Origin of the sequence: Paenibacillus sp. FSL L8-0663, from assembly GCF_038008125.1 — a bacterium.
Lineage (GTDB): Bacteria > Bacillota > Bacilli > Paenibacillales > Paenibacillaceae > Paenibacillus > Paenibacillus polymyxa_D.
Map to the genome: position 1 here is coordinate 2,345,830 of NZ_JBBOYM010000001.1, position 17,727 is coordinate 2,363,556.

Annotated in this window: 20 protein-coding genes; 15 read left to right on the forward strand and 5 right to left on the reverse strand. The window is 43.7% G+C overall.

The features are described 5' to 3' along the window. The first annotated feature begins 170 nt into the window (after positions 1–170). The 12 genes from MKY75_RS10795 (at position 171) to MKY75_RS10850 (ending at position 9,379) form a co-directional block, all read left to right on the forward strand. Positions 171–1,241: a CobW family GTP-binding protein gene (locus MKY75_RS10795; protein ID WP_029519158.1), complete on the forward strand. Its 1,071-nt coding sequence runs from the start codon at positions 171–173 to the stop codon at positions 1,239–1,241. After that, complete coding sequence (locus tag MKY75_RS10800) at positions 1,238–2,362, forward strand: FecCD family ABC transporter permease (protein WP_165147225.1); 1,125 nt, start codon at positions 1,238–1,240, stop codon at positions 2,360–2,362. Before MKY75_RS10795 ends, MKY75_RS10800 begins: the two co-directional genes overlap by 4 nt. After that, positions 2,359–3,147, forward strand: coding sequence for an ABC transporter ATP-binding protein (locus MKY75_RS10805; RefSeq protein WP_318626564.1), 789 nt, complete (start codon positions 2,359–2,361; stop codon positions 3,145–3,147). The genes MKY75_RS10800 and MKY75_RS10805 overlap by 4 nt, the downstream gene beginning before the upstream one ends. A 64-nt stretch (positions 3,148–3,211) precedes the next feature. Beyond that, on the forward strand, positions 3,212–4,234 hold the full coding sequence (locus MKY75_RS10810) for an ABC transporter substrate-binding protein (protein ID WP_340885237.1): 1,023 nt from the start codon (positions 3,212–3,214) through the stop codon (positions 4,232–4,234). Positions 4,235–4,451: 217 nt separating this feature from the next. Then, positions 4,452–5,159, forward strand: coding sequence for a metal ABC transporter ATP-binding protein (locus tag MKY75_RS10815; RefSeq protein ID WP_039273487.1), 708 nt, complete (start codon positions 4,452–4,454; stop codon positions 5,157–5,159). Beyond that, complete coding sequence (locus MKY75_RS10820; protein WP_340885239.1) at positions 5,105–5,953, forward strand: metal ABC transporter permease; 849 nt, start codon at positions 5,105–5,107, stop codon at positions 5,951–5,953. The genes MKY75_RS10815 and MKY75_RS10820 overlap by 55 nt, the downstream gene beginning before the upstream one ends. A 54-nt stretch (positions 5,954–6,007) precedes the next feature. Then, positions 6,008–6,997 (forward strand): metal ABC transporter substrate-binding protein, encoded by a 990-nt coding sequence (locus tag MKY75_RS10825; protein WP_029519164.1) that lies wholly within the window; start codon positions 6,008–6,010, stop codon positions 6,995–6,997. A 332-nt stretch (positions 6,998–7,329) separates the two neighbouring features. Beyond that, positions 7,330–7,692 carry a response regulator gene (locus MKY75_RS10830; protein WP_029519165.1) on the forward strand — a complete coding sequence of 121 codons (363 nt, stop codon included), beginning with the start codon at positions 7,330–7,332 and terminating at the stop codon, positions 7,690–7,692. Positions 7,693–7,777: 85 nt separating this feature from the next. Further along, positions 7,778–8,266 (forward strand): hypothetical protein, encoded by a 489-nt coding sequence (locus tag MKY75_RS10835; RefSeq protein ID WP_029519166.1) that lies wholly within the window; start codon positions 7,778–7,780, stop codon positions 8,264–8,266. Positions 8,267–8,370: 104 nt separating this feature from the next. Beyond that, positions 8,371–8,565 carry a hypothetical protein gene (locus MKY75_RS10840; protein WP_013310131.1) on the forward strand — a complete coding sequence of 65 codons (195 nt, stop codon included), beginning with the start codon at positions 8,371–8,373 and terminating at the stop codon, positions 8,563–8,565. Positions 8,566–8,577: 12 nt separating this feature from the next. Further along, on the forward strand, positions 8,578–8,913 hold the full coding sequence (locus tag MKY75_RS10845; RefSeq protein ID WP_029519167.1) for a YolD-like family protein: 336 nt from the start codon (positions 8,578–8,580) through the stop codon (positions 8,911–8,913). Between the two features lie 124 nt (positions 8,914–9,037). Beyond that, positions 9,038–9,379, forward strand: a complete 342-nt coding sequence (locus MKY75_RS10850; RefSeq protein WP_069010190.1) for a cupin domain-containing protein — start codon at positions 9,038–9,040, stop codon at positions 9,377–9,379. A gap of 61 nt (positions 9,380–9,440) precedes the next feature. Here MKY75_RS10850 and MKY75_RS10855 read toward each other — a convergent pair whose 3' ends face one another. The 5 genes from MKY75_RS10855 to MKY75_RS10875 form a co-directional block, all read right to left on the reverse strand. Then, positions 9,441–10,310, reverse strand: a complete 870-nt coding sequence (locus tag MKY75_RS10855; RefSeq protein WP_165147213.1) for an aminoglycoside 6-adenylyltransferase — start codon at positions 10,308–10,310, stop codon at positions 9,441–9,443. Between the two features lie 351 nt (positions 10,311–10,661). Beyond that, positions 10,662–10,892 (reverse strand): hypothetical protein, encoded by a 231-nt coding sequence (locus tag MKY75_RS10860; protein ID WP_029519170.1) that lies wholly within the window; start codon positions 10,890–10,892, stop codon positions 10,662–10,664. Between the two features lie 37 nt (positions 10,893–10,929). Beyond that, positions 10,930–11,763 carry a class I SAM-dependent methyltransferase gene (locus MKY75_RS10865; RefSeq protein ID WP_165147210.1) on the reverse strand — a complete coding sequence of 278 codons (834 nt, stop codon included), beginning with the start codon at positions 11,761–11,763 and terminating at the stop codon, positions 10,930–10,932. A gap of 155 nt (positions 11,764–11,918) precedes the next feature. Further along, positions 11,919–12,800 carry an Hsp33 family molecular chaperone HslO gene (gene hslO, locus MKY75_RS10870; protein WP_165147207.1) on the reverse strand — a complete coding sequence of 294 codons (882 nt, stop codon included), beginning with the start codon at positions 12,798–12,800 and terminating at the stop codon, positions 11,919–11,921. 31 nt (positions 12,801–12,831) lie between these two features. Beyond that, a complete protein-coding gene (locus MKY75_RS10875; protein ID WP_080658677.1) occupies positions 12,832–13,308 on the reverse strand; it encodes an Rrf2 family transcriptional regulator in 477 nt (158 codons plus the stop codon). 244 nt (positions 13,309–13,552) lie between these two features. On the opposite strand from MKY75_RS10875, the gene MKY75_RS10880 reads away from it, so the two are divergent. The 3 genes from MKY75_RS10880 to MKY75_RS10890 all read left to right on the forward strand — a co-directional run bounded on the left by MKY75_RS10880 (position 13,553) and on the right by MKY75_RS10890 (position 17,514). Next, entirely contained in the window at positions 13,553–14,566 is a 1,014-nt protein-coding gene (locus MKY75_RS10880; RefSeq protein ID WP_029519174.1) for an LLM class flavin-dependent oxidoreductase, read from the forward strand. Between the two features lie 1,000 nt (positions 14,567–15,566). Next, positions 15,567–16,643 carry a glycosyltransferase gene (locus tag MKY75_RS10885; RefSeq protein ID WP_340885242.1) on the forward strand — a complete coding sequence of 359 codons (1,077 nt, stop codon included), beginning with the start codon at positions 15,567–15,569 and terminating at the stop codon, positions 16,641–16,643. A gap of 517 nt (positions 16,644–17,160) precedes the next feature. Continuing rightward, the gene (locus tag MKY75_RS10890) at positions 17,161–17,514 is read left to right on the forward strand and encodes a hypothetical protein (protein WP_029519178.1); all 354 of its coding nucleotides are present in this window, start codon (positions 17,161–17,163) and stop codon (positions 17,512–17,514) included. Positions 17,515–17,727: the final 213 nt, after the last annotated feature.

Sequence of the window (17,727 nt, forward strand, 5' to 3'; positions counted from 1 at the left end):
CGCCGGATTGTGTGTGAATCACCTCCCTATATTGACAAATCTGAGCATGCTCATATATATTTATACTCATTAATAGTAATTATTACGATTAAAATCCGATAAATGATTGCAAGAAGGAAATTTTTAAGGTACGATCCATATTAAATGTTGCAAAGACAAGGAGGGGTTATATGATACCGATTGTTGTTTTATCCGGTTTTTTGGGTAGCGGTAAAACCACTCTTCTTCAGCATGCGCTGGCTTACTACAAGGAAAAGGGTCTCAAGCCAGCCATTTTGATGAATGAGTTGGGTGATGTTAATCTGGACGGTAGTTTGGTGAATGGACAAGCACCCATGAAGGAAATGCTCAGTGGCTGTATATGCTGTACCATTCGCGGGGACTTGGGCGTCGAGCTCATGAATCTTGCTGAGGAATATAAGCCGGACGTGATTATTGTAGAATGTACCGGAGTGGCTAACCCGATGGAGATTGTAGATGCAGTGACAGACGCCTCAATTTATTCTACTATGATATTACAATCCGTTATCACGGTCATAGACGCGCGTCAATTTTTGGATTTTGCCTCGGGGAACGAGAGAAGCAAATCGCTTCGTTTGATGCAGGATCAGCTTCGATGCGCTTCCAAACTGATTATTAACAAGACCGATTTATTGGCTGCGGGCGAGTTACAGAAAGTACAGGCCCTCGTAAAAGAGTTAAATCCATATGTTTTGACTGTGAGCACGCAACGAAGTGACGTGGACGCTGGAATTTTTTTCTCCACTCAAGGAGAGGAGCGTATGGATGTTTCGCGACATAAGGAATCCGCAGTTGATATTGAGAGTGAACATCCTCATTTGGAAAATCATCTGCACACGTATGACCATGATGACCATACAGATCATCAGTCTCATGACCATGACCACGAACACGAACATGGGGAGCATTATCATTCCTACGACCATGTAGTTGTTCACACGCATTTTTTTGGACAACCTGTGCCACGCTACGAGTTTGAACAGTTGTTCCGCAGTTTGCCAGCTGAAATTTATCGGGCCAAAGGAATTGTGCGGTTTCTGGAATCAGAGGGTCAGATGATGTTTCAATTTGCCTATCGGGAGCTGGAAATCATTCCGATCCGCCCGCAAAAGCCAGTGAACGATGTAGCGGTTGTCATGGGTGAGAATTTCTCTGCTTCCGAGATCGAGGAACAATTGAGAAAGCTGGAAGCGGCCGAAAAGCCATTGAGTAATTCATGACTTCGAGAACGAGTCACCTTAATCCATCAAGACCTAATCCATCACAACATCATTCTCGTGCACACCTAGCGGGCAAGCCTACTTGGGGATTTACAACAATTCTGCTGCTGACTGCTGGGCTGTTGCTTTCGGTCACACTCGCGGTCATGCTGGGCCCTGTAGCTGTCGCACCGGGGACGATATGGCGAATTGCACTGTCCCATCTTCCCTGGCTGGACCAGTGGATACCCGTGACATGGACCAAGCCTGAGCAATATATCGTTTGGGAAATCCGCTTTCCACGCGTGTTGTTAGGTGTCATCGTAGGAGCAGGACTAGCTGTTACAGGGGCGACTATACAGGCATTAATTCGTAATTCGTTAGCGGATCCCTATATTTTAGGTGTCTCGTCTGGGGCTTCGGTGACAGCCACATTGGTAATTGTGTTCGGAGCTTTCGGGTTTTTAGGACGACTTGCGCTGCCTTTATCTGCTTTTATAGGATCGTTAGCTGCAATGCTTATGGTGTTCGCGTTAGCCCGTGTAGCTGGGAGCATATCGACGACCCGCTTATTGCTGGCAGGGGTGGCGGTGTCTATGATGCTGTCGGCTGTGACTAGCTTTATCGTGACGACGGCCCCGAATGAAAAAGGCATTCGTGACGCGATGTATTGGATGATGGGAAGTCTGGCAGGTGCTCAATGGGACACGCTTTTCATTCCAAGCCTTATTGTAGTCGTTGGAACGGCTGTGCTTCTGACCCGATACCGGTCGCTGAATGCTTTGCTAACGGGTGAAGAGACCGCAGTAACGCTTGGTGTGAACGTACAGGCGTTCCGCGTATTACTGGTTGTGGTGGCGTCTCTTTTAACCGGGGCAGTCGTATCCGTTAGTGGCTCGATTGGCTTTGTCGGACTAATGATTCCGCACATCGTTAGGCTGGTAGTGGGATCAGATCATCGGCGTGTACTGCCCGTCAGTCTGTTAGCAGGAGCTATTTTTGTCGTGTGGGCTGATGTATGTGCCCGGCTTGTGCTGGCTCCACAGGAGCTGCCGATTGGTATTGTGACGGCTGTGTGCGGAGGACCTTTTTTTGTGTGGCTGCTGCGTCGTAGTTCCTACTCGTTTGGAGGCGAAAAATGAATATAGAAGTCGAATGTGTGACCTTCAGTATTCACGACAAACGGCTGATCGACGACATCTGTCTCCAGGTAAAAGCAGGGGAACTAGTCGGATTGATCGGTCCGAATGGTAGCGGGAAGTCGACGTTGCTCAAAAATATGTATCGTGTGCTAAAGCCTGACAGTGGTGTGGTTACGTTGGATGGCCAGGATATGCTACGGATGAAGTATAAAGAGACAGCCCGACAAATGGCAGTGGTGAGTCAGGATACGCCGCAAACGTTTGATTTTTCAGTACGGGACATCGTCCTGATGGGTCGCCATCCGCATAAGAAACTGTTGGAAGCAGATACTGTCGTCGATCATGAACTGGTCGAGCAGGCGCTGGAGCGGGTAGGCATGAATGCTCAGGCAGATCAGGGCTTTGCCACCTTATCCGGCGGCGAAAAGCAACGGGTATTGATCGCCAGAGCTTTGGCCGGGCAGGCGAAATTTCTTGTTTTGGATGAGCCGACGAATCATCTGGACATCCGGTATCAGCTGCAAATTCTGGATTTGGTCAAAACACTTCGGATAACTACGCTAGCTGCACTGCATGATTTGAATTTAGCGGCATTTTATTGCGATCGAATGTATGTATTAAAAGAAGGCAAAGTGGTAGCCTCCGGCATAACAGAGGATGTGCTTCAGCCAGACCTGCTGTGGAGTGTATTCGGGGTCGAGACAGAAATCTGCATTCATCCAAAAACCGGAAAGCCGAATATTACCTTCTTACCGGATTCTCTCAGGAGAGGAGGCCATCCATGATGTTAACAGAAAAGGCGATACGATGAGGTAAGATTAACTACAAATAAAAGAGGAGACGGTACATATGAAAAGATATAGCAGGCCCGCGTTACCGCTGGTTATGCTCGCTTTGGCAATGATGCTGTTGTTATCAGCCTGTGCAGCAGGAAACACGGCCCAAACAAGCGATCCATCCGCAAACGGGCAGCAACCTGCCGCATCCCAATCAGCAACCAAGGAGACGTCGGTAGAGCTTGAGAACATGGGCGTTAAAATGGCATTTCCCGAGGCGCCTAAACGCGCGGTTACACTGAACCAGCACGCGACTGAGGTTATGCTGGCTCTTGGACTGGAATCCTCTATGGTAGGAACTGCGTATTTGGATGATCAGATTTTGCCAAAATATAAGGCTCAATATGACAAAATCCCGGTACTGGCCGAACAATATCCGTCCAAAGAGGTGTTTATGGCCGCTGCACCGGATTTTGCCTATGCGGGCTGGAAGAGTGCCTTTAATGATAAAAATCTGGGTTCCCGTGAGGAGCTAGCCAAACAAGGGGTGCTGACCTATATACAGGAGTCCTCAAATAAGTCGGGCCCCACATTAGAAGATGTATATCAGGATATACTAAATATTGGGCGTATTTTTAGGGTTGAGGAGCGTGCAGAAAAGCTGGTAAATGAAATGCGTGAACAAGTGCAGTCCATTCAGACTCAAATTGGTGTTGTTGAACAGGCACCCAAGGTGTTTGTTTATGACAGCGGAGAAGACAAGCCCTTTACGGCTGCCAACAATTATCTAACGTCTTTGATTGAAAGTGTGAAGGCGAAAAATATTTTTGATGATATCGACAAAAGTTTTACTGAGGTAAGCTGGGAAGAGGTCGTAAATCGTAATCCTGACGTCATTGTCATTCTCGACTATGGAGATACTTCACTGGCGGATAAAGAGAAACTGCTTCTGAACAAGCCTGCGCTGGCTGGTGTGGAAGCGATCAAAAACAAACGGTTTATAGTCCTGCCATTATCCGCAGCGGCTGAAGGCGTGCGCGCTCCGATCGCGTTGAAAACCTTGGCTGCAGGCTTGTACCCGGACAAAGTGAAGTAAACAAACAAAAGAGTTGCCAAAACATTGACGAACCTTGCCTAAACTGTTAAACTTGCTAATGCGTAAAGGTTACGTTTATCAAACGCCTATTTTTTTATTACCAAATCGTAATAATTACGATAGATGGTTTAATGATCATAAACGACCTGGAGAATCTGCGCAAAGGATGATTGCTCAGATGGCTCCAGGCTTTTTAAAGGAAAAGGAGATTTGCGTCATGTTATTGGCCTCATTGGAACAGGTCACATTTGGCTACGGAGATGTTCCTAACTTGGTGGATGCCAATGTTGAAATTTTTTCGGGAGAATTTGTAGCCATTACCGGACCGAATGGTGCTTCCAAGTCAACCATGCTCAAACTGTTGCTCGGCTTGCTTCAGCCTTGGAAGGGCAAGGTATTCATGTCTAATCGTACAGGTGAAGGCAAAAAGCTCGTTGTTGGATTTGTATCCCAACAAATTGCCGCCTTCAATGGCGGATTTCCAAGTACGATTTTGGAATTTGTCCGTTCAGGAAGATATACTCATGGCTCTTGGTTACGCCGTATGCGGTCTGAGGATCATGATCTGACGGAGCAGGCGCTGCGTCAGGTAGGCATGTGGGATTTGCGTCACCGTAAAATCGGCGAATTGTCCGGTGGACAGAAGCAGCGTATTTGTGTGGCAAGAGCGCTCGCTCAGGAATCGGATTTGCTCATTTTGGATGAGCCTACGACCGGAATGGATCAGGAAAGCCGCTACCACTTCTACGATCTGATGAATCAACAGGTTAAGGAATATGGAAGAACCGTGGTCATGGTGACCCATGGACTATCGGAAGTGCAACATTATCTGGATCGAATTATTGAGCTTGAGAGGAAGGAAGATGGCGGATGGAAATGTTGCACTACGACTTCATGCAGCGGGCATTTTGTGCCGGTGGGGTAATTGCACTGCTGGCCTCGGTGCTTGGAGTATACTTGATGCTACGGCGTCAGGCTCTCATGGCGGACATGCTATCGCATGTATCGCTGGCAGGGGTGGCAGCAGGTGCCTATTTAGGCATTAACCCGACGATAACCGGATTTATTGTTGCCGTAATCGGCGCGATTATCGTTGAGTACGTCCGCAGGTCTTATAAAACATATAGTGAGATATCTGTGGCTATTATTATGGTAGGTGGCCTCTCGACGGCCGTTATTTTAATGAATCTGAATCAGAGCATCAACAAAGGATTTTCCGCTTATTTATTTGGTTCGGTAGTAGCTGTCAATCAGACAGAGCTGATGTTGATGATCTTTGTGGCTGTCATCGGAGGTATTTTCTTTTTCGTGTTTCGGCGCCCTTTGTATCAGATTACTTTTGATGAAGAAACGGCGAAGACCAACGGTCTTCCTGTCAAGTCCATCTCATTTGCATTTAGTATTTTAACAGGGATGATTGTAGCTGCTGCAATGCCGATTGTCGGTGTGCTGCTTGTCTCCTCACTCATCGTGCTCCCTGCAGCGCTGGCGATTCGAATTGCACCGAGCTTCGCGGCAGCCATCTGGATATCTATGGTCACTGCATTGATCGGCGTATTTATGGGTTTAACGGCATCGTATGAACTTAGTACACCCCCAGGGGGGACAATTGCCATGGTGCTGTTATTATTCCTGATTGTAGGAGCTGGTATACAAAAGCTGGTCCGCAAGCTGGGCAAGCAACAGGCTTCGCGACGGCAGAATGCGGCAGGTCAGTGAGTGTAATTACAGTGAGAATAACTAAAAAATCTAATGGATAAAGGAGTAATGAATATGAATACATGGTTCAAAAAATCATTTGTATTGTCTGCGGGACTAGCACTTATTTTGTCTGGCTGCGGAGCCAAATCTGATAATACAGCTACAAACGCTTCCCAAACCGAGCCGAATGCGGCACAAACAGCAGACAAGCTGAATGTGGTCACCACTTTTTATCCAATGTATGAATTTACCAAGCAAGTTGCTGGAGACCATGCTAACGTAACCGCGTTGATTCCAGCTGGTGCCGAGCCGCATGACTGGGAACCGAGCGCCAAAGATATGGCACAGGTAAAGGATGCTGACGTGTTTGTTTATAACGGTATCGTCGAAGGCTGGGCAGAACAGGCTTTGAGTAGCGCGTCCAACGATAAGCGTGTTGTAGTTGAAGCGAGCAAAGGGTTAAACCTGATGGAAGGCACCGCTGAGGAGGAAGAAGGAGAAGAAGCACATGCAGAGGAAGGCCATGATCACGATCATGTGATGGACCCTCATGTATGGCTTAATCCAGTCTTGGCCCAAAAAGAAGTGGAGTCCATTGAAGCAGGGCTTGTAGCAGCCGATCCAGCAAACAAAGCTGATTATGAGAAAAACGCTGATGCTTATATCGCCAAGCTGAAAGAGCTGGATACCGAGTTCAAAACAGGTCTGAAAGATGTAAAACGTAAAGACTTTATTACGCAGCATGCTGCTTTTGGTTATTTAGCTAAGCAATATGGTCTGACCCAAGTACCCATTGCCGGATTATCTCCAGAGCAAGAGCCTACACCGGACAAGCTGGCGGGTATTATCAAATTCGCTAAAGAAAATAATGTTAAAACGATTTTCTTCGAAACTCTTGTTGATCCGAAGGTCGCTGAGACCGTAGCTACTGAAATCGGTTCAAAAACCGATGTACTGAATCCGCTCGAAGGATTGACGGATGAAGACAAACAGAAGAACCTGGATTACCTTGGTGTGATGAAAAACAATCTGGAGGCTTTGAAAAAAGCTCTGAATGAATAAGAAATGCTAAACGAATAAGTTTATAAACTGACGTCGGAATGATACCGACGTCAGTTTTTTTATAACTATCCAAGAAGATTGTGCTTTTATGGCTAGTGCTCAAGATACAGTAGATATATAGTCCTTTGTAATTTGCTTTTCAGAAATGATTTACGTCATTGTGAAACGTTTTTTTGAAAACTAATTCTGTAGTAGCTAGTTTCAAATTTCTTTTATAATTCATTGGTAGCGTTTTTATTTTTACAGATTCTTTCTATTAATTTTACCAGTTTTTTCACCGATATTGAAGTTTGGGCGTGCATATCATTTGACAACGGATTGGAGAGATTAATTTGGCAGCAGTTATAGTAGTGGATGATTCTTTGTTTATGCGTTCTGTACTTAAAGATATTCTTTTGGATTTAGGTCACGCTGTTATTGCGGAAGCAGAAAACGGGTATGATGCTGTTTTGAAATACGCACACTTTCGTCCCGATTTAATCACCATGGATATTAATATGCCTAAGATGGACGGGCTTGAGGCTGTTAAAAAGATCATAGAACTTGATCCCCAAGCCAACATTTTGATGTGTTCTGCTTTGGGGCAGCAGGAAGCGATTATAAAAGCATTTCAGGCAGGTGCAAAAGACTTTATTGTTAAGCCATTTGAGATGGAAAGGGTCGTGAATGCAGTCACAAAATTGCTTGATAGTTAATGAATCAAGATTTTTAATACATAATTATTGAACATGTAGAAGCAGGAATTCCATGCTTATTTTCACGAATATGGAGATGAATAGAATGAGCAATCGAGTGTTGTCTCAAAAAGTATTTATAGACGAACTGATCGCTACGATCAAGAAAGGAGGGCTTGTCCCTGTAAATTATGAACAACTCGTCAGCGAACAAAGAGAAAGAATGGATGCTCTTAACAATGAACTCACCCTTCGAATTGAGGGATTAGAGACAGATTTGATCTCTGCTTCGACATATTCCATTCCTTTTGCCAATGGCGAAATTATGTTTCTTGCTCGCTATATTGTACTCATTGGGGATCATACCGAGGGATACTTTGTGTTCTATCGAGCAGAAGACTGTGAAAGCCCAGAGGAATATCAGTTTTTAACAAGCTCTTATCAACTTCCCCATTTATTACTTGAATTATCTCTTTCTTTAAAAGAACATGGTACTAATGAGCCGCTTGATATTCTCACTTATTGGAATGGCCCTGTCCATCCTCTGAAAGATTTGAATAAAGAAGATATTAAGCTATCCACTTATGAATTTTAATTCCCTTGAGAGAGTCAAATCCCTCAGGGGATTTTTTTACATTGATAATCAAACGCATGTTCGCATATAATACAAACAAACGTTCTGATAAGGAGTGAAGGATCATGTTGGAAAAATACGTGGGGCAGATCGTGGAAATCGTGTATTTGGATCGGAAGGGCAAACTGTCTCATCGGCGTATCGAGGTGCATCGTGTGCAGAATGGCTTGATACGAGCCACCTGTTTACAGACAGGCCAGCCACGTGTTTTTCGATTAGATCATGTATTGGCATGGCATCCGGTAACCAGAACAGCATAGGAGGGGCTTACGATGGGGAAAAAGCTTGAAGGAAATGGCATATGGGAAAGCTCGCGCATGATTTTGCCTGAGCATCGGGAGGCATATTTAAGACTGATGAAGGAGCAAGGAAGGCGCGGCAAACCGACACTGGACGATCAGGAAATGCAGCAGATTGAACAGGCCATCATCGTATCCTATAACGAACGTAAGCCTATTACGCTAAAAGTGTTCAATCCATTTGATGATGAGGAGCTGCGTGGACTGGTCACGGTGATTAATACAAGTCGGCGAGAAGTGAAGCTGTCCCGTGGGGAAGAGGATTTTAGCTGGATTAAGTTGGAGGAAATTATCGAGGCGGATATATAAAAAACAGTCTGACTAAGTCGGAGTGCTTTTTACATTTGTCCCGCCGTTTTTTTAAAAATAAGATTGTAGCTCTATGAATTCATATTTAAAATAAAACTGTAATTGCAAAAAGGAGGAGTTCAATATGAAAATAAGTAAAAATAATGCTGAACATTATATATGGGGAGATCAATGTGATGGTTGGCGCTTAGTGAAAAATAAGGATTTGAGTATTATTCATGAGCGGATGCCCGGAAATACTCATGAGGTCAGACATTATCATCATCATGCACGCCAATTTTTCTTTATTTTATCAGGTACAGCGGTACTTGAAGTGGATGGTGAACAAATCCAATTAGGATCTCAGGAAGGGTGTGAGGTTCCTCCTATGGTACCTCATCAAATGTTTAATGAAACGAATGAGGATGTTGAATTTTTGGTTATCTCTCAGCCTGCGAGCAGAGGTGACCGGGTTCTGACCGAATAACTTAGAGTATAAAAATAAAACCAGCCTAGCACATATAAATTAAGTGCCGACTGGTTTTTTATCAATAAATGTCCTTAGCATCTGCTGGGAGAGCTTTTACGCGATGGAGATAGTTCGTAACACGTTGATCGTCCAGAGTCGGATATTCGTAACCATAATGGTTCGCTACTTCCAAGGCAACTTCTCTAAATAAATTTCCCATGATCAAAAGAGACTGCCACATATGTTCATAATCTGCATCCGCAAACGTTTGGATGTAGAGCGTCCAAAGTTCAGGCTCAAGATGGTTCTCGAAATATTTTCCCTGTTTACCCGGATCTGCAGTGAAGTCTGTTCGTATACCAATATGCCATTCCAGCATCAAGTGAAGCGCATCCCTTACAGGCCGATCTAGCATAAATTTGGCATAGGGCAGCTCCTGTCGCCATAATCCTTTAGCTACATAAGTACTGACCCACCAGAACTCGTTGCAGGAATTCGCATAGACTTGGGCAGTTGGAGGTATCGTCTTATAATCTTGAAGACTTGGCGGTAGGAAAGGCTCCACCAGTCCATCTTTATCCAGCAGCAGTACACTTAAGCTGTCTCGGGTCCAATTGGCGATGTTATTCGCAGGGTAGAGTGTAAGATCTATGCGATTGCCGTCCGTAAATAACATGAGAAAAACAAAGCGATCATGGGGCGTCGAAGTAGGTTCCATATGCTCATCGGGCGTCTGCATAATGATCAATTCACCAAAATGGTTGATCCAGCGACGTTCCTGAATAAAGCTGTCCATGGAAGATACGAGAAAGACGATATCAAAATCCTGAAAAACGTCTCGTGGAGCATGTGGATTAGCGCGTGAACCATTCATAATCACGGCACGCACCCGTTCGTCCTCTTGAGAAAATTGGAGAATGGTATGCAGCATCTCTTGTTCACTTCTCACTATAGTTGTCTCCACAAGCGGTATCGAAAGGAAAAAAACGTAGATAAGACAGCAGTAGAAATAATGGCCACCAGTTCAATGATCATCAAGAAAAACGACCTCCTGTAGTTCAGTTTATCTGGAAAAAGTCTCCTGTACTTACAATAGCCTATACACAGAAGCTACTCAACTGTACTGCCAAGGCCCTGAAGTAACTTTATTTTTCGTTTTGGTTTCATCATATATTTCTATATAGTTTTGGTCATATAGGGGTGATTCCAAATAAGTCCCTTTCATTTTCGCGATCTACGAAAATACTGAGCATGTATACAGAATTAAGACCTTTATCTAATACACTGGATTTTCTTAATTTCATTTCAGCAAGAGCATTGAGGTACTTTGAATTTCATTTTTGTCTTTTACCAATTGGTCTGTATAGTCTGGCGATTTACTAATGAGAATAGTATTAATCTTGGCTGTATCCATGCGATCCAAAACGACTTTTCTAAAAGAGGTATCCAGATTTACGATATAAACCATTCCGATTATAGCTGCGATCAGAATGATTGCAGACTTAACGATGTAACGATTACGTCTTCTCATAGGCTATATCTCTCCATAGTTGTAGAGTTGATGAGCTTCAAGGCTTGATACCGACTGCAAGCATATGCGGGCTCATACCGATCACAGATTCCTGCTCTTCAACCTGCTGTGCTATATCCAGCAAACGGCTACGATGGGAAGGGATCGCCCACTTCTTTTCAAATCCGGGTGCAATCCAGCCGGGTCCTTCCACGCCCAGTACACGAGGCTTCGGCAATCCAGCCGCCTGCCAGTCTGCACGCAAGGCATCCGATGTATGAAAGTAGGACCGTGTGATAAAAGAGGGATAGGCCGCCGGTCGTACATGCTGACCATCTGTCAGCTCCTGTCTAACCATATTCATGAACTCATCTTCCTCCACAATGGTATTGCGCTCGTCGTACACCGATAGTCCCCACAGTAGCGAGCCAAACCTGGAAATAGCTGAAGTAATCAGCGTTCCGCCCTTCTTTAAGACACGCGCCGCTTCTTGTAGTGCTTTTACTCGTTCCTTCTGTTCCGTTAAATGATATAAAGGTCCCATCAATAGCACGATGTCCGCGCTTTCATCTTTACGATGAAGATTTCTGGCATCCGCGGTTTCCAGCTTACTGATGATGGGGTTATTCAGTTGCTGCTGACGAGCGAATTCAATGGCTTGGGAAGATAGATCAAATAGATGAACTTCGTATCCCAGCTCCGCCAGCCACGAAGAATAGACCCCTACACCGCCGCCGATATCGTAAATAACATGAGTAGACTCGCTGAGATAACGTGAAATGATTTCTTTTGATCTTTCCAGTTCTATTTTTCCTATGCCTCGCTCTAACCTGCCTATTTCTGCACCGCCATCATAATAAGCCAGAATTTCATGCGTATCATTTTCAAGCATAGCGCACCTCATCTCAGGTGATTGGAATAATATAACATTATCACTTACATCATGAACAAGTCTACCGTATTTAGGATAAAGAAATCGTCGGAAGCATTGGGAAAGAAAAAGCTGTTCCCCAGTAGCTAGACCTACTTTTTGGGAACAACCCATATTTAAATGATGTTTGTTTCCAGCATCCCTTCGAGATCTTCTTTGGTGAGATGGTAGTGTGCATTACAAAAGTGGCAATGAGCTTCAGCTTGTCCATCGGTATGGATCATATCTTCTATTTCCTTATTCCCTAAGCTGATAATGGCATTGGTAACACGCTCTTCTGAGCAGGGACAATGAAATTGTACAGGCATGGTTTCCAGTATGTTCAGGTTGCTTTCTCCCAAAATCTGACCCAGAATCTGCTCTGGCGTAAGACCTTCCATGACCATTGCGGAGATGCTTGGAATGCTCTCAATGCGTCTCTCGATAAAACTGATAACTTCCTCCTGCGTATCTGGCATCAGCTGAATAATGAAACCTCCAGCCGCCTGAATAGAGTTATCCGGGTTAACAATAACTCCCGCTCCTACAGAAGAGGGGATTTGTTCGGATTGGACGAGATAAGATGTGAAATCCTCGCCCAACTCACCCGATATGAGAGGGATTTGTCCAACAAACGGGTGTTTTAAGCCGATATCTTTGGATACAATGAGCGCTCCATCTGTTCCTACAGCTCTGGCGACATCTAATTTCCCTATCTGATTAAGCTCATAATGGGTTTGTGGATTTTTTACATAACCCCTAACTTCACCTTTGGAGTTGGTATCGACAAGAATAGTGCCGATAGGCCCGCCACCGTTGATTCTGATCGTCAGTTTATCCTCATCTTTAAGCATGGCTCCCAGCATGACGCCGACCGTCATAGAACGTCCCAATGCAGCCGATGCTGTGGGCCAGGTATAATGACGCCGTTGGGCTTCACTTACCGTTTCCGTTGTTCTCACGGCATAAGCCCGTACCTGATTATTGTAGGCAAGAGCTTTTACTAAGTAATCGTTCATGTTCATGTTCCTCTCTGATAATTAGTGTTCTTTACAAGACCATTTTTTCCTGAATCCAGTTCTCCAAAGAAGTAATTTTGGCATCATATCCTTCTTTAAAAAAGTCAGCGGATAGTGACGCGATGGTTTCCCTTTTCAGAACGGCCTTCCAGGAGGCTTCCGCTTCTTCCATCAAATTTGTCAGTAAACAACACTGATCGTCTTTCTTTAATTCAAGCATTTCGTTGTATATACCACTGGAAGAATAAAGGGTTTGTTGTCCCTCAATCGCTAGGTAAATATCAAATACCCGTATATCCTCAGGTTTTTTCTTTAATTTGAACCCGCCCTTGACACCAGGTACAGAAGTAATCAAATCGGAGCTAACCAATTTTCGTAACAGTTTATGAAAATAAGTAGGTGAAGCACCTAACTGCTGGCTAATGGCCTCCCCAGGTAAAACAGCTTTGTCCGGCAGCATCGTGAGTAGAAGAAGAGCGTAGACAGATTGTTCGACACCTGTTTTCATATGCACTAGCAATCACCTCAATATTTATAACCAGGCTAATGTGGATAACCATTATCCACATATTTGCATAATAGATGAGCTTATCATAAAAGTAAACTGATTTTTGATAAAAACTAAAAATTTAAATCATTTGCAATTCATAACGGGACACATTATTATAATTGACGTATCAATTGATAGGTCAAAGAATTAAGGCGTTGAGGGAAATACGTATAATAATATATTGACAGGGGGTTTATATATAATGACTACGCGGAACGTTGCACTATCTATATTAGATCTTGCACCTGTCATTGAAGGCGGCACTCCTGCCGATTCCTTCCGCGACACGGTGGATCTTGCCCAGCATGCAGAACAATGGGGGTACCATCGGTACTGGCTAACGGAGCATCATAACATGCAGGCAGTTGCTAGTGCAGCTACGTCCGTGATCATCGGGCATGTAGCTGCACATACAAACAAGATTCGGGTCGGTTCAGGCGGTATTATGCTGGCGAACCATGCTCCACTCATGATTGCGGAGCAGTTTGGAACATTAGAGTCGCTCTATCCGGGACGAATTGATCTGGGACTTGGCCGTGCTCCAGGCACGGATCAACCCGCGATGAGGGCACTGCGGCGAGGGCTTCATAGTACTGGGGAAGATTTCCCCGAGCAATTGAATGAGCTGCGTTCTTACCTGAATCCAGCGCTAAGCGGAGCAGTTCCGGGAGTAAGAGCGGTTCCTGGAGAAGGGCTGGACATTCCCATCTGGTTACTGGGATCAAGCGGATTCAGCGCACAGCTGGCAGGTCAGCTTGGGTTGCCGTTCGCGTTCGCCAGCCACTTTGCCCCGGCTCATTTGCTACAGGCTTTAGAGTTGTATCATCGCAATTTTCGACCATCTAAAGCACTGGATAAGCCCTATGTGATGGTCGGTGTTAATGTGCTTGTTGCAGATTCTGATGAGGAAGCGAAAAGGCTCTTTACATCACAAGAACAACAGTTTCTAAATGTGCTGCGCGGGCACAGCGGAGGACTGAAGCCACCAGTTGATGACATGGAGAAACTCTGGAGTGAGCAGGAAAAGGAGGCGGTTCGTGGTAATATGCTGGGGTATTCAGCCATTGGCAGTCCTGACACCGTCAAGCAAAAGATAGATTGGATTATAGACCAGACTAGAGCCAATGAGCTGATTACAACCTCTCAGGTATATGACCATCAAGCGCGCCTGCGCTCGTATGAGCTGCTAGCCAAAGTAATGCGAACAGACGATTAGTTGGTCAAACCATAAGGCCGTGCTGAAAAAGGTTCTCATAACCTGATCTGGCATGGCCTTATTATATTTTAAAGCTTATATTTACGAATCAAATAGGTTGGGGTCCAGCTCCACGCGTGACAGTAGCTGTTGATTAGATAGCTGCCGTAGGGTGAAAAGGCTTTGTTATGGGGATCGTACAACTCTCAGAACGTGTCCGCTCCATTCTGATGGGAGGCATACTGCTTTACCTGCAGGGATGTTATAAAGCCACCCTTCAAAAACCAGTGAGAAGACGATTTGGAAAACTGCGGGACTAGGTAAGCTAAAAGACTTAGAAATCCCCACAATTTGTAAGAATTTCTCCATTTGGAGGGTTGCGAAAATGTTGGAAAAGCGAGTCTATTCAGACATGGAATGTTGTTGTAACATAAAGTTACGCACCTTTCTTGTTGGCATGGTTGATTTGACACTTCCATGATACCAAACAAGTAAGGTGTTTTTTGTCAATACGGAAAAATTTATTCGATTTTTCCTTACTCACTCAAGGGGTTAGGCTGATTTTCTAGGTGCGAAAGTTGAGTTAATAATTTGTTAGATATGATTGTTTGTTTACCCACAAAATTTAGACATTTATTCAGTCAATCGGTCCGATCAAACCTCAACCTAATCAGCGGATATGACGGTGCTTGGAATTCGTGTATTCGCTGCCGTTGTTCATCACAAAAAATTATTGTTCAAAAGTTTGGTGGGATGAATTGAGCTAAAGAATTATATGATGAATGGTGAGAGTGGCAGCCGGAAGTCCAAACACTCCCAGCCTGACGAACCCGCCGTTCCTGCCACAGGATCACCTGCTTGCGAACCAGCGGAAGCCTTACAAATTTAAGAAGCTTTTCTAACCGTAGGAATGATTCAGCTATCCTGTACTAGAACATCGGCCATTGTAGCCACATATGTATACGGGAAACGCCTGTGGTGTACAGCTTTAGGGAGCAGCAACTTAAGAAAGGGTGAAAGTATGGAAATATTTAGTCAGCAAATTCAATCGCATACTAACCGACGTCTTGCAGTAATTGATACGAAGTTTCCATGGAAGCTAAGTGGTTTTCGATATTGGGAGAACTTTAATATATTCGAGCAAAGGCCTGATACTTTGTTCTTTGCAACTGAACCTAATGATGATTATTTTCCTTCTAAAGTTTATCCTTTTTCTGATTTTATGAAAGTTGCAGTGTCTGAGGGGGTTACAGATGTATATTGTGTTTTCTTAAATTTAACACTTAGTTTGCTTGGGCATGGCTTTCTTCCGGATGGAAGTTATTTGCCAGGAGCAAATCCTAATCTAAATATTAAGCCATTCTTAGATGACCGAAATATTAATCTTCATGCTACCTTGTACCCTGGTGGCGGACTGGATCCATGGACAAAAAAAGAGTTTCTTTCCATTGCAGGACAGCATTGTTCGACCGTATTTACAAACATCAATGAAGTTATGGAATCGATTGTTGGAAGTATTTATTATCCCGTTGTGATTAATACCGACTTATATACATTCAAACAGAAGAAAGTTGAAGTGCCTATACAGTTAACATTCTGTGCTTTTAATGCCATTAGAAAAGGTTTCCCCATTATGGCAGATGCATTTAATCGACTTACGGATGATTTTCATCTTAATCTAATTGGTGATTGGGAAGATCAATTACTTCTATTGAAAAATAAGAATTATACATTCTATGGCCTACTTTCCCCTGAAGAGTTAAAGTCAGTGTACGAAAGAACTCATATATTTCTAAATTGCAGTGTTCCGGATCGATTTGCTTTAGATGGTTTTCCAACTACGGCTGCCGTTGATGCGATATCGACAGGATGTGTACTTGTTACGACAAACCCCCGAAATGATAGATTTATTCTTGAGGAAGGAAAGGATTATTTTGAAGTTGAACCTAACGGGTACGCAATTTCTGAGAGGTTGTTTTGGATCCAGGATCACTTTGAAGAAGCGTTGATTGTTGGAAAAAATGGTTCCAATAAGATAAAAAGTAAATTTGATGCTAGTCAAATAGTGAAATCAAAGCTTGCTAACATATTTAAGTAATTTATAAATATTTGGGTTTTGACTATATTAACTCACGGTTTTCAGCTTTGAAGCAAGAGCTGCGAGAAGGGGATACCGCAAATCGATGGGGGTTTCATTATTTATGGAATGAGAAACAAAAGCAGGAACAATTTGAGGATTTAAAAAACAAATCTGTAAGAGTGTTGTAGCATGACGCAAGTGGTATTTGTAACAAGGATGAGGGCACCCCTTTCTCTTAGGGTGCTTTTTTTATGGTTTGGAATGATATAGGAAGGGGCAAATCTTTCATTTCCTTTCCTTGAGAGAGAATTAGGAGATTTCCAAAACTTGAGAACAACGAGTAGTTTGAGGCTCGATCGGACCGAATGACAGAATAAATAATATCTTGTTTTTTAATGGGTAAACAAACAATCATATCTAACAAATTATTAATATAATACATGGGAACTCCAGGTTCCTTTTCTATTTTCGTCCTAGTATTTTACTTGATTGCATGGAGTTATTGTTAATAACCAGTAAAGGAGGCGTTAACTTAATGGCAATATTAACAACTGGTCCTATTGAGAACAGTCCTGTTGGTGGGGTCAGGCCGATCCAACAGGTCACTGTTAAAATGGTAAACCGTGACTTAGTCAATTCTTCAACAATATTAATTCAGGGATTCATTTTAAATGGTTTACGAACATTACATGTACTAGAACAAATAGCTTTAGCCCCCAATGCAGTTGTTACGAGAAATTATCTAGCGAACTTCGACGCATATGAATTCGTTTTTACCACAAGCGGTTTGGCAGAAGAAAGTACTGATATTTCTGTTTGGGGAAAAAACGGGAGTGGTACAATCATTGGTGCTCAGCGTATTGTTGCGGATGAGCAGTTAGAGTCTTAAAACTCAACAAATGCACAGAGGTAAAGCCACAATCATATCACATGTTTTAGAAATAAAATAGAGGGAACATGATCTTGAGAAAGACCTCATTGTTTACAAGAAAAGCTTGCTTTTACTAGAAAGGAGGGAATATCTAAATGGCAGTATTATCTACTGGACCCATTGCAAACGATCCTGTTCTAGGAGTCAGACCCACCCAACTGGTCACAGTAA